The organism is Pseudoalteromonas sp. Z9A4 (assembly GCF_011378845.1).
Lineage (GTDB): Bacteria > Pseudomonadota > Gammaproteobacteria > Enterobacterales > Alteromonadaceae > Pseudoalteromonas > Pseudoalteromonas arctica.
Map to the genome: position 1 here is coordinate 1 of NZ_WTLA01000007.1, position 15,540 is coordinate 15,540.

Annotated in this window: 11 protein-coding genes and 1 pseudogene; 3 read left to right on the forward strand and 9 right to left on the reverse strand. The window is 41.3% G+C overall.

Translation table 11 applies throughout. The features are described 5' to 3' along the window. Positions 1 to 108 (forward strand): annotated as a pseudogene (locus GQR54_RS19570) (IS110 family transposase); the annotation flags it as partial. 171 nt (positions 109 to 279) lie between these two features. On the opposite strand, the gene gcvP reads toward GQR54_RS19570, so the two are convergent. The 4 genes from gcvP to GQR54_RS07245 all read right to left on the reverse strand — a co-directional run bounded on the left by gcvP (position 280) and on the right by GQR54_RS07245 (position 5,592). Then, entirely contained in the window at positions 280 to 3,171 is a 2,892-nt protein-coding gene (gene gcvP, locus GQR54_RS07230) for an aminomethyl-transferring glycine dehydrogenase (protein WP_166376989.1), read from the reverse strand. A gap of 161 nt (positions 3,172 to 3,332) precedes the next feature. After that, positions 3,333 to 3,722 (reverse strand): glycine cleavage system protein GcvH, encoded by a 390-nt coding sequence (gcvH, locus tag GQR54_RS07235; RefSeq protein WP_165727660.1) that lies wholly within the window; start codon positions 3,720 to 3,722, stop codon positions 3,333 to 3,335. Between the two features lie 73 nt (positions 3,723 to 3,795). Further along, positions 3,796 to 4,878, reverse strand: a complete 1,083-nt coding sequence (gene gcvT, locus GQR54_RS07240; RefSeq protein WP_121955113.1) for a glycine cleavage system aminomethyltransferase GcvT — start codon at positions 4,876 to 4,878, stop codon at positions 3,796 to 3,798. A 114-nt stretch (positions 4,879 to 4,992) separates the two neighbouring features. After that, positions 4,993 to 5,592: a hypothetical protein gene (locus GQR54_RS07245; RefSeq protein ID WP_002958026.1), complete on the reverse strand. Its 600-nt coding sequence runs from the start codon at positions 5,590 to 5,592 to the stop codon at positions 4,993 to 4,995. Between the two features lie 126 nt (positions 5,593 to 5,718). Here GQR54_RS07245 and GQR54_RS07250 point away from each other — a divergent pair, with 126 nt between their 5' ends. Together GQR54_RS07250 and GQR54_RS07255 are read left to right on the forward strand one after the other, a co-directional pair. Further along, complete coding sequence (locus tag GQR54_RS07250) at positions 5,719 to 6,570, forward strand: LysR family transcriptional regulator (protein ID WP_007579940.1); 852 nt, start codon at positions 5,719 to 5,721, stop codon at positions 6,568 to 6,570. A 188-nt stretch (positions 6,571 to 6,758) separates the two neighbouring features. Then, complete coding sequence (locus tag GQR54_RS07255) at positions 6,759 to 8,915, forward strand: TonB-dependent receptor (protein ID WP_166376990.1); 2,157 nt, start codon at positions 6,759 to 6,761, stop codon at positions 8,913 to 8,915. A gap of 306 nt (positions 8,916 to 9,221) precedes the next feature. Here the strand turns inward: GQR54_RS07255 and rlmB are convergent, their stop codons facing one another. From rlmB to GQR54_RS07280, 5 genes are all read right to left on the reverse strand, one after another. Further along, a complete protein-coding gene (gene rlmB / locus GQR54_RS07260) occupies positions 9,222 to 9,965 on the reverse strand; it encodes a 23S rRNA (guanosine(2251)-2'-O)-methyltransferase RlmB (protein ID WP_007378377.1) in 744 nt (247 codons plus the stop codon). Next, entirely contained in the window at positions 9,962 to 12,457 is a 2,496-nt protein-coding gene (gene rnr / locus GQR54_RS07265) for a ribonuclease R (RefSeq protein ID WP_166376991.1), read from the reverse strand. Before rnr ends, rlmB begins: the two co-directional genes overlap by 4 nt. 414 nt (positions 12,458 to 12,871) lie before the next feature. Next, on the reverse strand, positions 12,872 to 13,606 hold the full coding sequence (locus tag GQR54_RS07270; protein WP_166376992.1) for an enoyl-CoA hydratase/isomerase family protein: 735 nt from the start codon (positions 13,604 to 13,606) through the stop codon (positions 12,872 to 12,874). A gap of 100 nt (positions 13,607 to 13,706) precedes the next feature. Next, positions 13,707 to 14,321, reverse strand: coding sequence for a response regulator transcription factor (locus GQR54_RS07275; protein ID WP_166376993.1), 615 nt, complete (start codon positions 14,319 to 14,321; stop codon positions 13,707 to 13,709). Further along, entirely contained in the window at positions 14,318 to 15,421 is a 1,104-nt protein-coding gene (locus tag GQR54_RS07280; protein ID WP_165727667.1) for a sensor histidine kinase, read from the reverse strand. The genes GQR54_RS07275 and GQR54_RS07280 overlap by 4 nt, the downstream gene beginning before the upstream one ends. Between the last annotated feature and the right edge of the window lie 119 nt (positions 15,422 to 15,540).

Genomic DNA, 15,540 nt, shown 5'->3' on the forward strand with positions numbered 1-15,540 from the left:
CAAGGTAAAACAAAAATGCAGGCAATTGGTGCTGCAATGAGAAAGCTGACACATATCTGTTTTGGTGTTGTGAAGAATCAAACTGAATACCAGCCTCAAGCTATTTAAAGAAAGCTTGAGGCTGGTTAGAAGAGATGGTATCTACGCCCATATCATTTATGGCAATCACCACACACAAAAAAGCCGTTGCATTGCTGCAACGGCTTTTATAATTTTGATAAATTCCCAAACTATAATGGGATTTACTACCCATTAAAGTTCAAAAATTAGTCTCTGCTCTTAATCGCGGTATGTCTCTACCGGTGGGCATGAACATACCAAGTTACGGTCGCCGTATACGTCGTCTATACGAGTAACGGTTGGCCAGAACTTGTTTTTAGCCACTGCAGGCACTGGGAATGCAGCGTAAAAACGGTCGTATGCACGATCCCATTCGTTACCTAACACGTCACCTTGTGTATGCGGTGCAAACACTAGCGGGTTGTTTTCGATTGACCATTCGCCAGAGATTACTTTTTCGATTTCGCCTTTAATTGACACCATTGCTTCGATAAAGCGGTCAATTTCACCTTTTGATTCAGACTCAGTTGGCTCAATCATTAATGTACCAGCTACTGGGAACGACATAGTGGGTGAATGGAAGCCGTAGTCTTGCAAGCGCTTAGCTACGTCCATTTCAGTAATGCCTGATTGCTCTTTAAGCGGGCGTAGGTCAACAATACATTCGTGAGCAACACGGTTGTTACGACCACGGTATAAAATTGGGAAGTGCTTGCTTAGCTCATGCGTTAAGTAGTTAGCATTAACGATTGCCATTTCAGTGGCTTGTTTTAAGCCCTCTGACCCCATCATGGTAATGTAAGCCCATGAAATAGGTAAAATAGCGGCTGAGCCGTAAGGCGCTGCCGATACTGCACCGTTACCAATGCTAGTACCTGGCACGTTAATTACGCTGTGGTTTGGCATAAATGGCGCAAGGTGCGATTTAACACCAATTGGGCCAACACCTGGACCACCGCCACCGTGTGGAATACAAAACGTTTTATGCAAGTTTAAGTGCGATACGTCTGAGCCAATAAAGCCTGGGCTTGTTACGCCAACTTGTGCGTTCATGTTTGCGCCGTCCATGTAAACTTGGCCGCCGTGCTCATGAATAATGTCACAAATTTCGCGAATTGTTTCTTCGTATACGCCGTGTGTAGACGGGTATGTGATCATAATGCACGATAAGTTTTCAGACACTTCTTCAGCTTTCGCTTTAAGATCAGCCATGTCTACGTTACCGTTTTTGTCGCAGTTAACTACCACAATTTTCATGCTCGCCATTTGCGCTGATGCAGGGTTAGTACCGTGCGCAGAGCTTGGGATCAAACATACATTACGGTGTGCATCGCCGCGTGACTCGTGGTATTTACGAATCGCGATTAAGCCTGCGTATTCACCTTGCGCACCAGAGTTTGGCTGAAGTGATACTGCATCGTAACCGGTAATATTTACTAGCCAGTCGTGTAGCTCGCCAATCATTATTTGGTAACCTTCTGCTTGATCTAGCGGGCAGAATGGGTGAAGGTTTGCAAACTCAGGCCACGTAATTGGGATCATCTCTGCGGTCGCGTTTAGTTTCATGGTACATGAGCCTAACGAGATCATTGAGTGATTAAGCGATAAATCTTTGCTTTCTAGTCGCTTAATGTAGCGAAGCATGTCTGTTTCGCTGTGGTAACTGTTAAAGTTTGGATGCGTTAGTACTTCGTCGTCACGTACTAAACTTGCAGGGATAGACTCGCTGCCATTTGCTTCAACGTCTGCTGCAATAGCATCAACACTTAGGCCATGGCCTTCGCCTAAAATAATATCGAATAGCTCAGCAATATCTGCACGTGTTGTTGTCTCTGATACCGAAATTGAGTACTCGCCTTCGTGGTTTGTTGCAAAGTTAACGCCTTTTGCAATTGCACGTGCTATTACGTCGTCTTTGCTGTCGCTTACTACTGTTAGCGTATCAAACCAAGTACTGTGCTTAAGTGCAATGCCTTTAGCTTTAAGGCCGCTTGCTAAAATATCAGCAAAGCGATGTATACGCTGCGCGATAGTTTTTAAGCCTTGTGGGCCGTGATACACAGCGTAAAACGCTGCCATGTTGGCAAGTAATACTTGCGCTGTACAAATGTTTGAATTGGCTTTATCGCGGCGAATGTGTTGTTCGCGCGTTTGCATTGCCATACGTAGTGCGTCGTTACCTAAACGGTCTTTAGATACACCAATAATACGACCAGGTAATGAACGTTTGTATGCGTCACGTGTTGCAAAAAATGCAGCATGAGGACCGCCGTAACCCATAGGTACGCCAAAACGCTGAGCCGAACCAAGTACTACGTCTGCGCCTAGTTTACCCGGTGCTTTTAATAGTAATAAACTCATTATGTCGGCAGCAACACAGGCAATGGCCTTTTTGCTTTGTACGCCAGCAATTAGGTCAGTTATGTCTACCACTTCGCCAGATGTAGATGGGTATTGGAATAATGCGCCAAAAATGTCATGGTTAACGGCATCTTCTGCTTTACCTACAATTATTTCAAAACCAAACTGCTCGGCACGCGTTGTTACTACGTCGATTGTTTGTGTGTGTACGTCGTCGGCGATAAAAAAGGCATTGGCTTTTTTAGCTTTTGATACGCGTTTTGCAAGGCCCATAGCCTCTGCAGCCGCTGTTGATTCGTCAAGTAGTGATGCGCTTGCTAAATCAAGGCCGGTTAAATCTAGAGTCATAGTTTGGAAGTTTAATAATGATTCTAAACGCCCTTGTGCAATCTCTGGCTGATACGGTGTGTACGCTGTATACCAACCTGGATTTTCTAGTACGTTACGTAAAATTACGTGCGGTACGTTAGTTGGGTGGTAGCCTTGGCCAATGTACGATTTGAAAACTTTATTTTTGCTTGCTACTGATTTTAGGTAGCTTAGTGTTTCAACTTCAGTACGGCTTTCGCCAACTGTTAGCGGTTGTTCTAGACGAATGCTAGCCGGTACAGTTTGGTCAATGAGCTCTTGCACACTCGATACTTCTAAAGCACTTAGCATATCGCTTACTTGTGCTGGGCTTGGCCCAATATGGCGGCGAATAAAATCTTGCTTTTGCTCTAGTTCTTCAAGAGATTTGGCGTTTGACATGAATCCAGATTCCTATGATCCTAAATGCTAATGGGTAACTAGCATTAATTAAAATATTTGACGATTTAACAGTTCACTCAGTATGGGGTGGTGAGCTGTAAAATCATAAAAGCCCCATTTTTATACATTAAACGGGGCTTTTAGTTATCTACAAAAAATGATTATTCTTCGTCGATAGTGTGCGAGTAACCTTCAGCGTCTAATAAGTTGTCTAGCTCAGACTCGTCAGATGCTTTAATACGGAATAACCAACCGTCGCCGTAAGCGTCGCTGTTTACTGTTTCAGGTGAATCTTCTAGCTCTTCGTTAATAGCAACAATTTCGCCACTGATAGGTGCGTAAATGTCTGATGCTGCTTTAACTGACTCTGCTACTGCACAGTCTTCGCCAGCGTCTACTTCGTCGCCAACTTCTGGTAATTCAACAAATACCATGTCGCCAAGAAGTTCTTGTGCATGCTCAGAAATACCAACAGTAAATGTACCGTCGCCTTCACTGCGAACCCACTCGTGTGAAGGTGCGTATTTTAACTCGCTAGGAATATTGCTCATTTTATTTGTCCTTTGGTTTATATTGGGAGGATACCAATCGCAATAATTATTGTGATTGGTATAACCAAATTATTTAAATTATTGATTTACCGTTACGTACAAAGCTAGGCTTTACTACTTTAACGTTTACTAATTTTTTACGCATTTCTACTTGAGCTGTGTCGCCTGTTGAACGTGGTACACGTGCAAGGGCTACACTAAAACCAAGTGTTGGTGAAAAAGTACCTGATGTAATAATACCTATCCCACCGTCAACAATTACTTTAGAACCGCTACGCAAAACGCCTTTTTCTTCAAACACTAAGCCAACTAGTTTGTCAGTGCTTTTTTCTGCGCGTTGCTTAACAAGTACGTCACGGCCAATAAAGTCGCGATCTTCTGGTTCCCATGCAATGGTCCATGCCATGTTAGCTGCAAGTGGTGATACGCTTTCGTCCATATCTAGGCCGTAAAGGTTCATACCGGCTTCTAAACGTAGCGTGTCGCGTGCACCTAAACCAGCAGGCTTAACACCTGCGTCTAGCAGTTGTTGCCATAAATCGGCTGCTTGGTCGTTCGGTACTACTATTTCGTAACCGTCTTCGCCAGTATAACCCGTTGTGGCAATAAATAAATCACCTACTTGAACGCCAAAAAACGGCTTCATACCTTCAACGGCTGCTTGTTGCTCAGCATTTAAAAGTGTGGCTGTTTTTGCTTTAGCGTTAGGGCCTTGTACTGCAATCATTGCAAACTCTGGGCGCTCTGTAACAGTTACGTCAAAGTCGCTCGATACGTTAGCTAAATGTGCTAGGTCTTTTTCGCGCGTTGCTGAATTAACAACTAAGCGGTAAAAAGTTTCACTGAAGAAATAAATAATTAAGTCGTCTATTACACCGCCTTGCTCGTTAAGCATGCCTGTGTAAAGCGCTTTACCTGGTACGGTTAATTTTGCAACGTCGTTAGCTACTAGCTTACGTAAAAATGCTTGTGCTTGAGGCCCTTCAATATCAACAATAGTCATGTGTGATACATCAAACATACCTGCGTCGGTACGCACGCTATTGTGTTCTTCTATTTGTGAGCCGTAGTTGATTGGCATTTCCCAGCCATGAAAATCAACCATTTTTGCGCCCGCTTCTAGGTGCTTAGCATGTAGTACAGTTTTAGAAGTCATAACATTCCTTCACGTTTAAATTAACCCTATTTAGGGCGTGGCTTAAATTAGTTTTTACTTAACCGTAATTAAAAACAGGTAAACATTGTTATGCTCACCTGTTGTTTGTATTCGTTATGCGGCTTCACTATGCATAAGTGCAAAACCTTGCGCTTGCATGTAGCTTTGCCATTTTTGTAATTCTTGTTGTTTAGCTACTAATACAAAGTGTTGTTCGTCGTTTTTATCAATGGCGGTAATAAATACATCACCACTTTGCGCACCGTAGCATAGTTGCGCGTCAGAAAGGCGCAAACCTGGTGTTAATTTAAAAGCATTTACTAGAGTATCAAACGCGTTGTCGCCACTTAAAATAAAGCTTGCTAGGTCGGTGCGTACTACATAGTCAATATCAAAACGTAGCTGTTGCTCGTTTATAAGTGCTTGTAGTTGAAGGCTTGCATTGTGTGGCAGTACGAATCTAAAGGCGGTTTCGCTAAAGTAATAAACAGCAAAGCTGTAGTCAGAATTATAGTCGCCATCAAGCGTGCCTTTTAAGCCTAAACCGCTGGCGGTAAGCTTAGTTAAATCGAGCCCTAAAATAGTGCTTAAAAATACACTGGTTTCGGTGCCGCTAAAATCCATTACAACGTGATTGTTGTTAGTTTGCAAAGCGTTAGTAACCGCACTACTTGCGTTGCTGTGGCGGGCAAACATTATTGGGTTAAAAGTCATAACAAACACCTGTGTATTTTCGATTACAAAAGTATATTGCCCACGCCTACCAACAACAAATTGTAATTTTTTATCAATTGATAAATAATACTTATATATATAGCTATATAAATTGTAATTTTAAATATGAAAAACATATCAACAGACGGTTTACGTACTTTTGTAATGGTAGTTGAAATAGGTGGCTTTGCTAAAGCAGGCGATTTACTTGGCTTGTCGCAACCTGCTGTCAGTTTGCAAATAAAGCGCTTAGAAGACGTGCTTGGCTATAAACTATTTAAAAAACAAGGACAGCGCCAAGTATTAAACCAGTACGGCGAGCTATTATTGCCTATGGCAAAACAAATGATGCAACACAACGATGCTATTTTGCAGCAGTTCACATCAGAAAACATCGCAGGTAAAGTGCGCTTGGGTATTCCGAGCGAATTTGCAGCGCGTATTTTACCTTCTATTATTGGCGACTTTGTGGCGCTCTACCCTGAGGTGTCGTTAGAAGTTAAATCGCGTTTAAGTAAACATTTACTTTCGGCCTCAAGGCAAGATCAGTTCGATTTAGTACTTGCACTAAATGAGCGGCTCAACTCTGATAAGTTTCCTATTTTTATGCAAGACGAATTAGTGTGGGTGGGCGATCTATCACTTGCGCAAAACGATGTGGTTACGCTAGTTACCGCACCAGAGGGGTGTATTTATCGTCGCCGTGCAATTGATGCATTAAAAAGTGCAGGCATAAAATACCGTATCGTATATAGCAACGCCGATTTAACTGGCCTTATTGCGGCATTAAAAGAAGGCTTAGGCATTACGGTACTCGCTAAAAGCACAGTACCTAGCGAGCTTAATTATCAAGTTCAAACCAAACATTTACCCACTCTTGGCAATATTGGTATTAGTTTAATTAAAAGCTCGGGCGAATCGGATCATGCTGTAGATAAACTCGCGGAGTTTATAGCGCTACGCTTAGGTTATAGCTAATCAAAACTTTATAACGAGCAAAGCAATTACAAACTAATACAAAAGAAACGATTTAGTTAACAAAGTTGCATAAGTAGGTATTTTTAGTTCTATTAAACTGAATAATTAAATACTTAATAACATTGATTCGTATTCGTTAACGTGTTCAAATTACGCCAATTAAGATAATTGACATGATTAGGAACACAATGAACCCTAAGTTTTTAGTATCTACCTTGGCAACTGCGGTTGCTTTGTCTTTTAGTGCTACTGCAATAGCAAAAGACACCAGCGATAAAGAACAACGCTTTGAGCAAATTACCGTTATTGGCTCTCAGCAGGCAATTAACGATATTCCGGGTTCGGCTACGTTTATTTCTGATGAAGAACTTCAAAAATTCAAATTTACTGATATTTCTCGCGTTTTAGCGTCTGTTCCGGGCGTTTACGTGCAAGAGGAAGACGGCTACGGCCTTCGTCCTAATATTGGTATGCGCGGCACAGGTACTGGTCGTAACGATAAAATATCAGTAATGGAAGACGGTGTATTAGTTGCACCAGCACCATACTCAGCACCATCTGCTTACTACTTCCCTACTACGGGTCGTATGGAGTCTATTGAAGTATTAAAAGGCGCGGCATCAGTTAAGTATGGCCCGCGTACTACGGGCGGTGTTTTAAACTTACTTTCGCGCAGCTTACCTACTGAGCCAAATAGCTCAAAAGGTATGGTAGATGCAGCCCTTGGTGGTGATGGTTACTACAAAGGTCACGCTTACTTCGGTAAAGAAAAAAACAACACAGCAGGCTTAATTGAAGTATTTACTTACGGCGCAGACGGCTTTAAAGAGCTGCCAGTAGGTAATGACAACACCGGCTTTGAAAAAACAGATTTACTATTAAAGTTTGGTCATACGTTTGGTCAAAACGATGCGCATAATTTAGAGCTAAAAATTAAGTACTCTGACGAAACATCAGACGAAACATACATGGGCTTAACTGACGAAGACTATCAAGAAAGTCCTTACCGTCGTTATGCTGCATCGCAAAACGATGAAATGAACACCCGCCACAACGCATACCAACTTAACTACGCGTACCGTTTTGGTGATGGCTATGAGTTTTTAGCTACGGCTTACTTAAACGATTTTCATCGTAACTGGTATAAAGCCAGTAAAGTAAGCGAAAGCTACCTTGAGCAATACAGTGAATTTGAAGCAAACCCGACAAGCGAAGGTATTGAAGGTATTGGTATTAAAGCTAATAACCGCGATTATCAAGCTAAAGGTATTCAGTCTGAATTACATATTCCTGCAGGCGATCACTATGTAACTGTTGGCGTACGTTACCACGAAGACGAAATGGATCGTTTTCAATGGGAAGACAAATACACACTTAATCAAGACCTAAGCTTAACGCTTACAGAGCAAGGCGTTCCGGGCTCTGACAGCAACCGTGTAGATAGCGCAGAAGCAAGTACCTTGTTTATTCAAGACGAGTGGACAATTGATGCATTAGTAGTAAGTGCAGGTCTTCGTTATGAAGATATTACTATTACGCGTGAAGAGTGGTCTAAATCAGATCCAACACGCAGCAACGGTTTAACTAAAGATGTGTCGAACGACACTGAAATTTTAGTTCCGTCACTAGGTGCTACTTACACGCTTAACGAAAACGTAACGCTACTTGCGGGCATTCAAAAAGGTTATGCACCAGCAGCACCTGGTAATGCTGACCAAGAAGAAGAAGAAAGTGTAAACATTGAGTTTGGCTCTCGCTTTAATATGGATGGCTTTAGCGGTGAAGTAATTGCGTTTTACTCTGACTACAGCAACATGCACGGTAACTGTACTGCAGCGGTTGGTTGTAGCGACGACAACATTGGCGACCAATACAACTACGGTGAAGTAGAAGTAGCGGGCTTTGAATTTAGTGCAGCACATACGTTTGCAACTGATACAGCTATGTTCCCAGTTAAATTAACGTATACCTACACAGACTCTGAGTTTAAAAACGATTTTGATTCAGAAATTTGGGGCACGGTAGAAAAAGGCGATGCAATGCCTTACGTACCAGAAAACCAAGTAGCGTTATCGTTAGGTGCTGAGTTTTCTGCGTTTGTAGTTAACAGCCAAATACGTTACGTATCTGATGCGCATGCTAACTTAACGCAGTCGGGCTTAAACGCAATTGATAGCCGCGTAGTATGGGATTTAGCTGCTAAATACTTAATCGATGAAAATCAAAAAGTATACCTAAGCGTTGATAACTTGTTTGATAAAACATACGTTGCTAACCGTTCAAACGGTGGCATTCAACCAGGTAAGCCGCGTACTGTACAGATGGGCTACACTTACTCATTCTAAATTGAAAGCTGGTTAAACGGTTCACTAACAGCGTTAATAATTTTTTATGTAAAAGCACTACACATCTAAATTATTGCCTTGTTATTAAACCGTTTACCTGCGCTTTGTATGAGATAAACGGTTCACTAACAGCGTTAATAATTTTTATGTAAAAGCACTACACATCTAAATTATTGCCTTGTTATTAAACCGTTTACCAAAGCTTACAAAGTTAAAGCGTAAGTTACAGATACAAAAAAGCCGAGATTGAACTTCAATCTCGGCTTTTTTAATACTTAATTTAAATTAGGTATTATTAATTAGGTATTAGTTATTTGCGTTACGTTGGCGTAATACTTCAAACAAACAAATACCCGTGGCTACCGATACGTTTAAGCTTGAAACAGTACCCGCCATTGGGATTTTAACAAGCATATCGCAATGCTCACGCGTTAAGCGTCGCATGCCCTCGCCTTCTGCGCCCATAACAATCGCCATTGGGCCCGTTAAGCTTGCATCAAATACGTGGTTATCAGTTTCGCCAGCGGTGCCTACAACCCATACGCCTGCATCTTTAATTTCGCGAAGCGTACGTGCAAGGTTAGTCACTTGAATAAGCGGTACTGTTTCGGCTGCACCACAAGCAACTTTACGTGCTGTGCCGTTAAGCTTGGCAGAGCGATCTTTAGGTACAATTATAGCGTGAACACCAGCAGCGTCTGCACTACGTAGGCATGCGCCTAAGTTATGCGGATCGGTAATACCATCAAGCACAAGTAAAAACGGTGTGTCTTCACGAGCGATGATCGCATCAAGATCTTTTTCGTTAAACGTTGGCGCTGCTTTTACGTTGGCAATAATACCTTGATGCTGCTCACCCTTTGATTTGCTATCAAGGGCTTTACGCTGCATAAACTGTACTGAAATACCAAACTTACGTGCTTCATCAATAATCGGAGTTGAGCGTTTGTCGTCACGACCTTTAAGGGCGTAAATTTCTACAAAGCGCTCTGGCTCGCTTTCTAAAATTGCTTCAACAGAGTGAAAGCCAAAAATTAATTCATTACTCACGTATTATCTGCTCCTGGGCTAGTACTTTTACGGGCATTTTTGCCAGCTCTTTTAGGCTTTTTAACTGCCTTCTTCTTAGGCTTTTTCTTTACGGCAGTGTCTGCTGCTTTTTTATCTGCGGGTTTAGTTGCAGACTTATTTGCAGGCTTGCCTTTATCTTTATTTGCTGGCTTTTTTTTACCTTTTGGTTTGTCATCGCTGTGCGACTTTTTACCCGGTACTTTGCCTGCTTTTAATTGCGAACGCACACTTGCTGGCGCATGCTCAGATTTACCTGAACCTTTTTTTGGCGCACGACGACGTGAGTATCTGTCTTGTGCAACATCGCCTTTAAGCGTTAAGTTGATACGACGGTCGTCTAAACTAACCGACGCAACTTTTACTGTTACTTTATCGCCAAGGCGATAAACTTTGTGAGAGTGCTCACCTATTAGGGTGTGTTTTGCAGCATCATGCGCAAAAAACTCGTCGCCTAAATTAGTAACGTGAACAAGCCCGTCAATTTGTAAATCGTCTAAACGAATAAACAAACCAAAGTTAGTGACCGATGAAATAACACCATCAAACTCGCCACCTACGTGGTCTTGCATAAATTCACATTTAAGCCAATCAGCTACTTCGCGAGTTGCATCATCGGCGCGGCGCTCTGTGGTAGAACACTGCTCACCTAGTTGATCAACTTCGTCGTCGGTATAAGCGTATTCGCCAGACGTTTGCTGACCTTGTGCTTTTATAACTGCTTTAATAGCACGATGTACTACTAAATCTGGGTAACGACGTATTGGCGATGTAAAGTGCGCATAAGCCGATAACGCTAAACCAAAGTGACCAATGTTATCTGGCTGATATACAGCTTGTTTCATTGAACGCAGTAGCATAGTTTGAATAAGCTCGGCTTCTGGGCGGTCACCTAGTCGCGCTAATACTTGGGTTATTTCTTTTGGTGTTGGCTCGTCGCTTAATGTGCTTTCGATTCCTAACTCGCCTAAAAACTTAGTAAAGTTACCTAGCTTTTCGCTGTCTGGTTCGTCATGCACACGATAAAGCGCGCTTGCTTCGTGCTTTTCAAGAATTTTAGCCGCCGATACGTTGGCTAAAATCATACATTCTTCAATTAGTTTGTGCGCATCGTTACGAATAACAGGCACTATTGATTCTATTTTACGCTGAGCGTTAAATACAAAACGTGTTTCTAGGGTTTCAAACTCAATGGCACCACGGTCTTGGCGTGCAGCTTTAAGTGCCATATACATTTGCTGTAAGTCAGTTAAATGTGGCACTACGGCTGAGTATTCTTCGCGTAGTTTTTCGTCGTTTTGTAAAATGGCATTTACTTTGGTGTAAGTTAAACGCGCATGCGAGTTCATTATCGCTTCGTAAAACTTATAGCCCGAAAGTTTACCCGCGCTCGATACGGTCATTTCGGCAACCATACATAAGCGATCTACTTTTGGATTAAGCGAACATAATCCGTTAGAAAGCACTTTTGGTAGCATCGGAATTACTTGCTCAGGAAAATACACTGAGTTACCACGCAAAATTGCTTCTTTGTTAAGCGGCGTGTTCATTCCTACGTAATGCGATACATCGGCAATGGCAACCCATAAGCGCCAGCCACCCGATTTTTTAGGTTCACAGTATACGGCGTCATCAAAGTCGCGAGCGTCTTCGCCATCAATAGTTACAAGTGGTAAGTCACGTAAATCTACGCGGCCTTTTTTGTCAGCGTCTTCAACAAACTCACCTAGGTGAGCAACCTGTGCTTCAACTTCTTCAGGCCATACATGTGGAATATCGTGATTGCGCAGTGCGACTTCAATTTCCATACCTGGGGCTAAATGCTCACCAAGTACATCAATAATTTTACCTACCGCGTTCATGTTGCGACTCGGATTTTGAGTGATTTTAACCTGCACCATTTGGTTATGGCGGGCACCGTTTTCGTTGCCTGGTAAAATCATTATATCTTGCGTTATGCGCGGGTCTTCAGCTACCACAACGGCAACACCATGCTCTACAAAGTAACGGCCAACAATTGGCGCGCGCTCGTTAGTAAGCACTTTTATAATACGTGCATCGCATTTTGAGCCAGAGCCACGTTTAGTGCCTTTAGCTAGTACAATGTCGCCATGTAACACCATATTCATTTGGTGCTTAGCAATAAACCAATCTTTACTCTCGCCTTCAACTTCTAAAAAGCCAAAACCGTCTCTGTGGCCTATTACTTTGCCTTTGGTTAAACCGGCTTCGTCAATTAGGGCATAGCATTTAAATTTATTAAAATACAGCTGTCCGTCACGCTCCATAGCGCGAAGGCGGCGTTTAAATGCTATTTGGCGTTCGTCATCATTTACTGCTAGTTCTTCACATAATTGCGCGTAGTTAGCAGGTTTTGAACGCTCTTGAAGGTGAGTAAGTATAAACTCACGACTAGGGACTGGGTTTTCGTACTTTTCTTGTTCTCGACTGAGATTTGGATCTTGGTTTGACATTCACTATCTTGTTAGTTGGTTATGTAGGTATTTTAACCCATATAGTTATAATGAGACAGGTAAAAGCTATTAAACTTTTAAGAAAGCGCTTTTACCTTGGTGTTTACCTTAGTGTATAGTTTAGAAATCTAGCGCAATGGGGCTTAACGACCCCTTAACTGCAAAGTGTTTAGTCATCTAGTAGCAATGCTAAAACCCTTTGGCGCTATTATAACCTGAGCTCTGGATAATAAATCTATCTCGAGCAGCTATTTTCAGCGCTAACAGCGTTGAATATAGCTGCAATAGGCCAGCTATTGACGCGTAAATTCGCCTTGTTTTCACTAAAAATCTCTGGCTAGAGAAAATAAATTTAAATATCGGCATGATTCAATACGTTAGTAAATCTCTTAACCAGAGCTCCGGTTATTTATACTATTTTTTTTGTAGGTTTTTCCAGAGCAATTTACTTATATTATCAATAAAGCTTGGATCTTCTTCTTTCATTGTAAGCAAAATTTCTTTGTTCATTTGTGTTTTGTTTTGAGCGTAAATCCAACGGTTTTTATTAAACTGCTGGGCAAACTCAAGTACACCTGCTTGTAGTTCGTCGTTATTTGCAAACACAGCTTCAACCACTTTATTGTCTAGCAACTGCTGTGCACCAACACGCTCTCCTGACATAGCTAGGCGATTAAAGAATGTTTGCGAAATTGCTTTATTAATTATAGGAAACATCGACGGTACAAAAGGCACCATTACATCAACTTCAGGAAAACAAAAAAAGCCTTTATCTGACTTCATAAATCTAAAATCGCACGCACACGCAAGCACAGCACCATTGCCATAGGTATGCCCGTTTAACGCAGCAATAATAGGCATAGGAAAAGTAACTATGCGCTTAAACAAGTCACTTATTTGAATCATAAAGTCAGAAATAGCTGCAGGTAAAATACTTGGATTGGACATCCATTGAAGGTCGATGCCTAATGACCAGTTTTTGTCACTCGAGGACGTTAAAATAACTGACTTAATATTTTGATCTGCCTCAATGTGGTCAAGATGTAAATTAAACTCAGCCACAAACGCTGGATTGTGGCGGTTTTCAGCGGTATTCATAGTGAGTATTGCAGTACTATTTTTAGTTATTAGTTCTATTAGATTTGCCATTAAACCCTCTTTTAACGCTTTTTAAGCTAACTTTAAGCACTGTTCGTTACTTTTATAAGTAACATAGTAATACTTTGCTTATAATTTATAAACCCACTATTTAAAGCCATCCTTTTTGTTTAGCTATACGCGCAGCATCTATACGGTTAGTGGCGTTTAGCTTAGCAATAGCGTCTGATAAATAATTACGTGTGGTACCTTCACTTATACATAACTGCTTGGCTATGTCGCTTGTTTTAAGGCCGTCGCTTGCAAGTTTAAGTGCTTTGCGTTCTTTATCTGTAAGCGGATCTGCGTCGTCTAATGCATTGATAGCAAGCTCTGGGTCTATCACTTTTTGTCCCTGCATTACTTTTTTAAGCGCATTTATTAGCTCTTCACTGGGTGCTTCTTTTAAAATAAAACCTTTAACGCCTGCCGTAAGCGCTCGCCTAATATAACCCGCACGAGAAAATGTGGTCATAATAACCATTTTTATAGCGGGGAACTTAGCGGCTATTTTTTCACTCAGCTCTATACCATTCATGGTTGGCATTTCTATATCGGTTAAAATTATATCGGGATGTAAATCACTATCAAGTGCTTCAATTGCATTAAGTGCATCTTGCCCGTTACTTGCTTGCCCAATAATCTCAATATTAAAATCGAGTCCTAACAATGCTGCTACTGCGTCGCGCACAAGCGCTTGATCTTCCACTAAATACACTCTGATCATTGTAAATCCTTAGCTGAAATTGGTAGCATTACATTTAAAGTAAAAATATCGCCACAGGTAAATGTTGCACTGCCATTGAGTTGCTCTGCTCGCTCTTTAATACCATTTAGGCCATTGCCCGAATTTAATGTAGAGCACGGTGCACGATCAATAACGGTAATGAGTAGCTGCTGCGCTGTTTGTTCTATATTTATTTCGCAATTTTTTGTGCTGCTATGACGTAGCAAATTGGTAACGGCTTCTTTAATTATAAGGCCTGCGATGCCCTCTACTTTAGCGGGTAGAGTATTTAAAACTACATTAAATGAAACGTTAAAGTCTTGTTCTATTAATCTTTGTTTTAACTGTGCTACTTGGCTAACAAGGTTAAGCTGTTTTAAATCACTAACGGCGCTTCTTACATCACTGAGTAACTGCCTTGCCAGATCGGCCACTTGTGCAATTTCGCTATTTGCTTGAGCGTAACGCTCACCTTGGTTTAATTTATTTGCAAGCTCAGCTTTTAAAGCAATAGATGACAGTGAGTGACCTAAAATATCGTGCAAGTCGCGGGCTATCCGTTCACGCTCAGCAATTGCTGCTAATTGCTCTAATTGGTTAGCGCTTTCTTGCTCACGTTTTTTGTACAGGCTCTCTCTTTTAGCTGCAATACCGTAACTAAATAAGGCTGCACATAAAATCAAAGCAACGGCTAAAAAGTATTGAACCTTCCCTATATCACCAATATATGCGCTTAATAAAACCGTAGATATAATCGCGAGTGCAGCATAAATTCTTTGATGGTAGTTGTATGCATAGCCTGCTACGTAGGCTGCAAAGCCAAATAAAGTAGGAGTACCTGTGGTGTAAAAAGTAGCGCAAAAACAAATTAATAGCATGGCTACAAACAACTTGGTCACCCCTGCACTTTTGCAGTTTATTGCTTTTACATATAAAAGAATAAAAGCAACATAAAAGGCTAAAGACATCGTTATTTGGTTAGCAGTAAAGCTCGCAAAATTAATTATTAATGGGAGTAAATAAAAGCCTGTAAAAATTAAATGCCCATATTTCCAAAAACCTTTATCACTTTGTTGAGAAAAGGAGTTAAGCGAGCTCATACAAATACCTCTGGCATATTATTTTTACTTATAGGACTATTTTTATTAATAAATATAAATAACATAAAAATGCATGCCAGCATAAAGCAATCTGCGTACGTAATCGTAAAACTTAATGC

What these genes read in the sequence shown, in the direction of transcription:
- gcvP (WP_166376989.1), bottom strand. Translation starts at nt 3,171, where the DNA reads ATGTCAAACGCCAAATCTCTTGAAGAACTAGAGCAAAAGCAAGATTTT.
- gcvH (WP_165727660.1), bottom strand. Translation starts at nt 3,722, where the DNA reads ATGAGCAATATTCCTAGCGAGTTAAAATACGCACCTTCACACGAGTGG.
- gcvT (WP_121955113.1), bottom strand. Translation starts at nt 4,878, where the DNA reads ATGACTTCTAAAACTGTACTACATGCTAAGCACCTAGAAGCGGGCGCA.
- GQR54_RS07245 (WP_002958026.1), bottom strand. Translation starts at nt 5,592, where the DNA reads ATGACTTTTAACCCAATAATGTTTGCCCGCCACAGCAACGCAAGTAGT.
- GQR54_RS07250 (WP_007579940.1), top strand. Translation starts at nt 5,719, where the DNA reads ATGAAAAACATATCAACAGACGGTTTACGTACTTTTGTAATGGTAGTT.
- GQR54_RS07255 (WP_166376990.1), top strand. Translation starts at nt 6,759, where the DNA reads ATGAACCCTAAGTTTTTAGTATCTACCTTGGCAACTGCGGTTGCTTTG.
- rnr (WP_166376991.1), bottom strand. Translation starts at nt 12,457, where the DNA reads ATGTCAAACCAAGATCCAAATCTCAGTCGAGAACAAGAAAAGTACGAA.
- GQR54_RS07270 (WP_166376992.1), bottom strand. Translation starts at nt 13,606, where the DNA reads ATGGCAAATCTAATAGAACTAATAACTAAAAATAGTACTGCAATACTC.
- GQR54_RS07275 (WP_166376993.1), bottom strand. Translation starts at nt 14,321, where the DNA reads ATGATCAGAGTGTATTTAGTGGAAGATCAAGCGCTTGTGCGCGACGCA.
- GQR54_RS07280 (WP_165727667.1), bottom strand. Translation starts at nt 15,421, where the DNA reads ATGAGCTCGCTTAACTCCTTTTCTCAACAAAGTGATAAAGGTTTTTGG.